1 protein-coding gene is annotated in these 7,785 nt (G+C 72.5%); it reads right to left on the reverse strand.

Features of this window, described 5'->3' with window-relative positions:
- Positions 1-7,032: non-ribosomal peptide synthetase (locus tag VLK66_RS05915; RefSeq protein WP_325308458.1), on the reverse strand; the 7,032-nt coding region annotated here is incomplete at its 3' end.
- Between the last annotated feature and the right edge of the window lie 753 nt (positions 7,033-7,785).

Raw genomic sequence — 7,785 nt, forward strand, 5'->3', positions numbered from 1 at the left:
CGTGACCAGCTCCAGCAGCGAGATGTCGAACGAGGTCGAAGCGAGCGCCGCCACCACGTCGCCGGGGGCGAAGCCGAGCGTTTCGAGGCTGGCGCGCAGGGTGTGGGTGAGCTGCGCGTGCTCCACCATCACCGCCTTGGGTGTGCCCGTCGATCCCGACGTGTAGATCAGGTAGGCCAGGTCGCCCGGCAGGACGTCCGCCGTCGCCGCGCCACCCCCCTCCGCTCCCCCCCGGCCCTGGAGAGTGGGAATTCCGTCCAGCAGCACCACCTCCACCTCCCGCTCCGGCAGCAGCCCGGCCAGCGCACGCTCGGTGACCACCAGCTCCGCGCCCGAGTCGCCGAGCAGGAAGGACAGCCGCTCCGCCGGGTGGGTGGGATCGAGCGGCAGGTAGACGCCGCCCGCCTTCCACACGGCCAGCGGCGCCACGAGCACACCCGGGCCGCGCTCCAGGCACACGGCGACCGTCGTCCCGACACCCACGCCGAGGGCGCGCAGGCGCCGGGCGAGGCGCTCGGTCCGCTCGTCCAGCTCGGCGTAGGTGAGCGACTCCCCCTCGAACAGGATGGCCGCGGCCTCCGGCGTGCGGGCGGCCTGCGCTGCGAAGAGCAGGTGCACCGGGACGCCGCCCGTGTCCTCGCGGGCGGGACCGCTCCCGTACGCCAGGAGCGTCCGCGCCTCCTCCGCGGGCAGAATCGCCAGGCGCGACAGACGCTCCTCCGGCGCAGTGCAGACGGCGCCAAGAAGGGTCTGGTACTGCGCCGCGAAGCGCTCGATGGTGGCGGCGTCGAACAGGTCGGTCCGGAAGCGCAGGCTCCCGACCAGCTCCTCGCCCACCTCGTGGAGGTCCAGCTCCAGGTCGAAGCGCACCGTCCGGATCTCGCCCCCGAACGGCTCCAGCCGAAGCCCGGCGGTGCCGGCCCCCTGGCCGGCGTCCACGTTCTGGAGCGCGAACATCACCTGGAAGAGCGGCGTGTGCGACAGGCCCCGCTCCGGAGCGACCTCCTCCACCAGCCGCTCGAAGGGCAGCTCCTGGTGGGCGTACGCCCCCAGCGCCGTCTCCCGCACGCGGCGCACGAGCTCCTGGAACGACCGGTCGCCGGAAAGATCGATGCGCAGCGCGAGCGTGTTGACGAAGAAGCCGATCAGCCCCTCCGTCCCCACCTGCGTGCGTCCCGCGATCGGCGAGCCGACGACCAGGTCCTCCTGCCCCGACCAGCGCGAGAGCAGCAGGTCGAGGGCAGCGTGCGTCACCATGTAGAGCGTGGCCCCTTCCCGCCGGGCGAGGGAGCGGAGCCCGCGGGTGACGTCTGCGGGAAGGCGGAACCCATGCGAAGCGCCGCGCGAGCTCGCCACCGCGGGGCGCGGGCGGTCGGTCGGGAGCTCCAGCACGGGGGGCGCGCCGCCCAGCCGCTCCCGCCACCAGGCGAGCTGACGGCGGAGCACCTCGCCCTGTAGCCAGCCGCGCTGCCACACGGCGAAGTCCGCGTACTGCACCGCCAGCGGCGGCAGCGGCGATGCCGATTCGTAGAGGGTGAACAGCTCGCGGAAGAGCACGCCCATGCTCCAACCGTCGCTGATGATATGGTGCATGCACAGGAGGAGGACGTGCTCCTCGTCCGCGAGCCGCACCAGCGTCGCGCGCAGCAGCGGACCGCGCTCCAAGTCGAAGGGGCGCTCCGCGTCCTCCTGCGCCAGGCGGCGCGCCTCCTGCTCGCGCGCCTGCGGCGCGAGTCCGGTGAGGTCCAGCACGGGCAGGTGCGCGGGCGCGGCCGGGTGCACGACCTGCACGGCGCCCTGCTCCACCGGGCGGAACGTGGTGCGCAGCGCCTCGTGCCGCTCCGTCAACGCGCCCAGCGCCCGCTCCAGGGCGCTCACGTCGAGGCTCCCCCGCAGCCGGCGCGACCGGGGCATGTTATAGCCGGCGCCCTCCGGCTCCATCTGGTGCAGGAACCAGAGCCGCTCCTGCGCGAAGGACAGCGGCAGCGGCGCCTCCCGGGGAACGGGAGTCAGCGGTGGGAGGGCGGCACCCTCGCCCGCGCGCCGCATCTCCTCCACGCGCCCGGCCAGCTCCGACACCGTGGGTCCCTCGAAGAGCGCCCGCAGCGGCACCTCCACCCCGAACACCTCGCGGATGCGCGAGACCACCCGCGTAGCCAGCAGCGAGTGTCCGCCCAGATCGAAGAAGCTCTCCTGGACTCCCACCCGCTCCAGGCGTAGCACCTCCGCCCAGATCTCGGCCAGCACCTCCTCCACGGGGGTACGCGGCGCCACGTACCGGTCCGCGTCGGCCGCGTACTCCGGCGCCGGCAGCGCCTTTCGGTCCAGCTTCCCGTTCGGAGTCAGCGGCAACCGGTTCAGGGCGACGAACGCGCCAGGTACCATGTAGTCCGGCAGGATACGGCGCACGTGCGCGCGCAGCGCGTCCGTCTCCACGTCGCCCACCACGTACGCCACCACCCGCTTCTCGCCCGCGTCCTCGCGCGCCAGGACCGCGCACTCGCGCACGCCCTCGTGCTCCAGCAGCGCCGTCTCGATCTCGCCCGGCTCGATGCGGAAGCCGCGGACCTTCACCTGGAAGTCCGTGCGGCCGATGAAGTCGATCTCCCCCTCTGCCGTCCAGCGCACGCGGTCGCCGGTGGCGTACATCCGTGCGCCCGGGGTCCGCGAGAAGGGGTCGGGGAGAAAGCGCTCCGCCGTTATCCCCGGGCGCCCCAGGTAGCCGCGCGCCACCTGCGCGCCGCCCACGAACAGCTCGCCCGGCACCTTGTGCGGCATGGGGTTGCCGTAGCCGTCCAGCACGTACGCCGTCGTGTTGCCGACCGGCCGCCCGATCGGCGGCAGCCCGTCGCCCTCCGCCGCGACGGCGCCGCTGGTGGCGACGACGGTGTTCTCCGTCGGCCCGTAGTTGTTGACCAGGCGGAAGGGGAGCGACGCGGCCGGGCGCGAGCGCAGCCGGTCGCCGCCGACGAGCATCGTCCGCAGCGGCGCGTCCGCGGGCCACGGGAGCGGCAGCACGCTCTCCGCCAGCGGCGTGGGGAGAAAGCCGATCGTGATCCCCCGCTGGACGAGCCAGTCGAGCAGCTCCGCGGGGGCGGTGCGCAGCTCCTCCCGCGGCACGTGCAGGCTGGCGCCGCGCGCCAGGTACGGCCACGTCTCCCACGCGCTGGCGTCGAAGCCCACCCCCGCCACCAGCGTCGCGCGGTCCGCCGCCGTCACGCCGAACTCCGCCGCGTGCCAGCCGCAGAGGTTGGCCAGCGCGCGGTGCTCCACCATCACCCCCTTGGGCTTGCCGGTGGAGCCGGAGGTGTAAATGACGTACGCCAGGTCCGCCCCGTTCACCCGCTGCCGCGGCCGCTCGGGCGACGCGTGCTCGGAGATGCGCGCGAGGCGATCCACTGCCAGCAGCGAGACGCCGAAGCCGGAGACCCGCTCCTTGAGCGCCATCTGCGCGACGAGGACGGGCGCGCCCGTGTCCTGCAGCATGAAGGCGATGCGGTCCGCGGGGTACGCGGGGTCCACCGGCACGTACGCCGCGCCCGCCTTCAGCACGCCGAGCAGCGCCGCGGCCAGCTCCGGCGAGCGCTCCATGCACACCGCGATGCGGTCTCCCCGCTGCACCCCGCGCGCGATCAGCGCGTTGGCGATGCGGTTGGCGCCGCGGTCCAGCTCCCCGTACGACAGGCGGAATCCATCCGCCGAGACCGCCACGGCGTCTGGCGCCGCGTCCACCCGCGCCTCCACCAGGCGGTGCACCGGCGCGTCCACGCGGTAGTCCGCCGCCGTCGCGTTCCATCCCTCCACCACCCGCGCCCGCTCCTCGTCCGCCAGCAGCGGCAGCGCGGAAACGCGGGCCTGCGGGTCCGCGAGCATGGCGCGAAGGATGGAGCGGTAGTGCTTCTCCATCCGCACCACCGTCTCCGCCTCGAAGAGGTCGGTGGCGTACTCCCACAGCATGGTCACCTCGTCGTCCGCCCCGGCCTGCTGGCTGCCGCGGGGGATGCAGATGACCTGCAGGTCGAACTTGGCGGATTCGTTGCTCAGCGCTTCGGTCACGCCCATCCGCACCCCCGGCAGGTCGAACGGGGGGTACGGCGCGTCGTGGAAGCTGAACGCCGTCTGGTAGATGGGGAGGTGGCTCAGCCGCCGCTCCGGCTGCACCGCCTCCACCACCTCGCCGAAGGGCGCCTCGCGGTGCGCGTAGGCGTCGAAGGTGGTGTCGCGGACGCGGCGCAGCAGCTCGTCCACGGTGGGATCGCCGGCCAGGTCCGCCCGCAGCGCCACCGTGTTGACGATCATCCCGATCACGCACTCCGCCGCGCGCTCGTTGCGGTTGGCCACCCCGCCGCCCACGGCGAAGTCGGTGGCGCCCGTGTAGCGGTGCAGCAGCGCCTGGTAGGCGGCCAGCAGCGTCACGTAGAGGGTCACGCCGTGGCGGCGGCTGAACTCCAGCGCCTGCAGCGCCAGCGCCGGGGGCAGGCGGTAGCGCAGCGAGCGGCCGCGAAAGCTCATCTCCGCCGGGCGCGGCCGGTCCGCGGGGAGCTCCAGCACGGGCGGCACGCCGGCCAGCCGCTCCTTCCACCACGCCAGCTGCCGCGCCGCCTCGGGGGTGCGCATCCACGTGCGCTGCCACACCGCGTAGTCGGCGAACTGCACCTCGGGCGGGTCCAGCGGCGACGGGCGCCCCTCCGCGAACGCCGCGTACAGCGCCGCCAGCTCGCGCAGGAACAGGCCGAAGCTCCACCCGTCGTGGACGAAGTGGTGCTCCACCGACGCCAGCACGTGCGCGTCGTCCGCCGTGCGGTACAGCGTCCAGCGGATCAGCGGAAGCTCACCCAGGTGGAACGGCTTCATGAACTCGGCGCGCAGCAGGCGCTCCAGCTGCCCCTCGCGCGCCTGCTCCGGGATCGATCGAAGGTCGGCGACGTCCAGGCGGACGGGCCACGGCTCCCGCACCAGCTGCCGCGGCACGCCGTCGACCGCCCGGAAGACGGTGCGGAAGATCTCGTGGCGGCGGACGATCTCCCCCAGCGCGGCCTGCAGCGCGGGGACGTCCAGCCGGCCCTGGAAGCGGATGGCCGCCTGGAAGTTGTACGACCGCATCCCCGGCGACAGCTCCTGGAAGAACCAGATGGCCTGCTGGGAAAAGGAGAGCGGGATCGGCTGGTCGCGGTGGGCGGGGACCAGCGCGGGGACGCCGTCGTGCGCCGCGCCGCCGCGCTCCACCGCGCGCGCCAGCTCCGCCGGGGTGCGCAGCTCGAACACGGCGAACGGCGCCAGCTGCGCGCCGAACGCATGGCGCAGCCGCGAGACCACCTGCGTGGCGCGCAGCGAGTGGCCGCCCAGGTCGAAGAAGTCGTCCTCCACGCCCACGCGGTCCACGCCCAGCACCTCCTGCCACACGCGGCAGACGGCATCCTCCGCCGGCGTGCGGGGCGCCACGTACGCGCGCTCCGCGTCCACCGCCGGCGCGGGAAGGGCACCGCGGTCCACCTTGCCGTTGGGCAGCCGCGGCAGCTCGCCCAGCGCGACCACGAAGGTGGGGACCATGTACTCCGGCAGGCGGTCCCGGAGGAACGCCTTCAGCTCCGCCCGCGGCGCCTCGCCGGCCTCCGCCACCACGTAGCCCACCAGCACGCGGTCGCCGGGCGCGTCCTCGCGCACGGTGGCGACGGCGTCGGCCACGGCGGGGTGGCGGCGCAGGGCGTCTTCCACCTCGCCCAGCTCCACGCGGTAGCCGCGCACCTTCACCTGGTGGTCCGTGCGCCCCAGGCAGTCCACCTGCCCGTCCCCGCCGCCGCGTCCCAGGTCGCCGGTGCGGTACATCCGCGCGCCGGGGACGGGGGTGAACGGGTCGGGGACGAACTTCTCCGCCGTGGCGGCCGGGCGTCGCAGGTATCCGCGACTCAGCCCGCCGCCCGCGATCCAGATCTCCCCCGTCTCGCCGTCCGCGACCGGGCGCAGCTGGTCGTCCAGGATGTACAGCCTGGTGTCCGCCACGGGCCACCCCACGGGCATCGTGCGCTCGGTGCCGCGCGGGGGGACGGCGTACGTGGAATAGGTCGTGTCCTCCGTGGGTCCGTAGAGGTTTACGACCTGCCGGAGCTCGGGAAGGGCGCGGTAGAGGTCCTGCGCCAGCTCGTTGCGCAACGGCTCGCCGCCCAGGTTCAACGAGCGCACCGAGGCGGGGATGCCACCCATGCGCAGCAGCTCGGCGGCGGCCGAGGGCACCATCGACGCCACCTCCACCCGCTCGTCCGCCGGGAGCGAGGCCAGATGCAGCGCGTTGGGAACGAGGACGATGCGGGCGCCCAGCGACAGCGGCACCCACGTCTCCGCCACGTGCACGTCGAAGCAGACGGAGGTGGAGGCCAGCACCCGCGTGCCCTCGCCGATCCCCAGCGCCCTGGGCGCCCAGCGGATCAGCGTCACCACGCTGGCGTGGCGGATCTGCACGCCCTTGGGGGTGCCGGTGGAGCCGGAGGTGTAGATGACGTGCGACAGGTTCTCCGGGTCCACGCCAGCGTCCACGGGCTCCGTCGGCTCGCCCGCCGGCGCCTGCCACCGGTCGTCGAGCGCCACCACCGCTGCGTCCCCCGCCTCCACCGCCCCCGCGAGCCGCGGATCGGTGAGCAGCACGCGGACGCGCGTGTCGGCCAGCATCAGCCGCACGCGCGCGCGAGGGTAGGCGGGGTCCAGCGGCACGTAGGCGCCGCCCGCCTTCAGCACGCCCAGCATGGCCGCCACCAGCTCCGGCGTACGCTCCATGTACACGCCGACCAGCACGTCCGGCCCCACGCCGTGGCGGCGCAGCAGGTGGGCGGCCTGGTTGGCGCGCGCGTCCAGCTCGCGGTAGGTGAGCCGCCGCGCGCCGCAGCTCACGGCCACGGCGCCCGGGGTGCGGCGGGCCTGCGCCTCCACCATCTGGTGCACGCACCAGCCGCGCGGGTAGTCGCGCGCGGCGTCGTTCCAGGGATGGACGTGCGTGGGCCTCGTGCCCTCTGCGTACGGCGGAGTGGAAGAACGCTCCACGTGCAGCTCCCGGTGGTGTCCCCACGTGGCGTGCGGAGAGCCTGTAGCCGCCCGCCCACTACCTGTAACAGCCGTTTTTAGATCTACGACCCCGGCTCCGGTCAAACACAGTAATAACTCATCTGGCAGTTAGTCAACTATTCACCGAAAACGTATGGATAAAACGCAGCATAATGGCATACAAAGAAAAAAGGTTGCTCTCTATGTAAGTAATTACCACGCTTAACAGCCCTAAACAATCTTTAGCACACTAAAGGATCACTGGGTACGCTTGCGGGATGAAGTGCTCACCTTCCGTTGCCAGAAACCATTACAGCGTAATTTGAGACACTGTAATAAATGTGTTGACGAAACCTCGCCGATTACTGGACCGGCTGCAAGTCGCCAAGCTTCGCCGCGGCTGATTGATCACGAACGACCTGAAAACGGATGCAGGCAGGACCGCGGTCGCAGCCCTGCCTCGCCTCGGCCTCGCCGGCACTACCCCATCCAGGGCAACTTCACGGCTTCCAGGTGTGGAACATCACCCCGCGGCCGGACGAAAGCCAACGGGTGACGTGCCCGAAGAGGAATCCCGGAATCCCGGCATGGTGCCATCCCTCCAGCATGCAGACGGGAAGCTGTCAACGCCGGGTGAAAGTCTGACACTTCTGGCGGCCGAAAATCTGACAGCCGGGAGTGGGTGACGAGCCCGAGTCGTCGCGTCGAAATCAGAGGGTGGAGGTGCTCGCGGTGGGAGTCGGGGCGGAGCCC

Origin of the sequence: Longimicrobium sp. (assembly GCF_035474595.1) — a bacterium.
Lineage (GTDB): Bacteria > Gemmatimonadota > Gemmatimonadetes > Longimicrobiales > Longimicrobiaceae > Longimicrobium.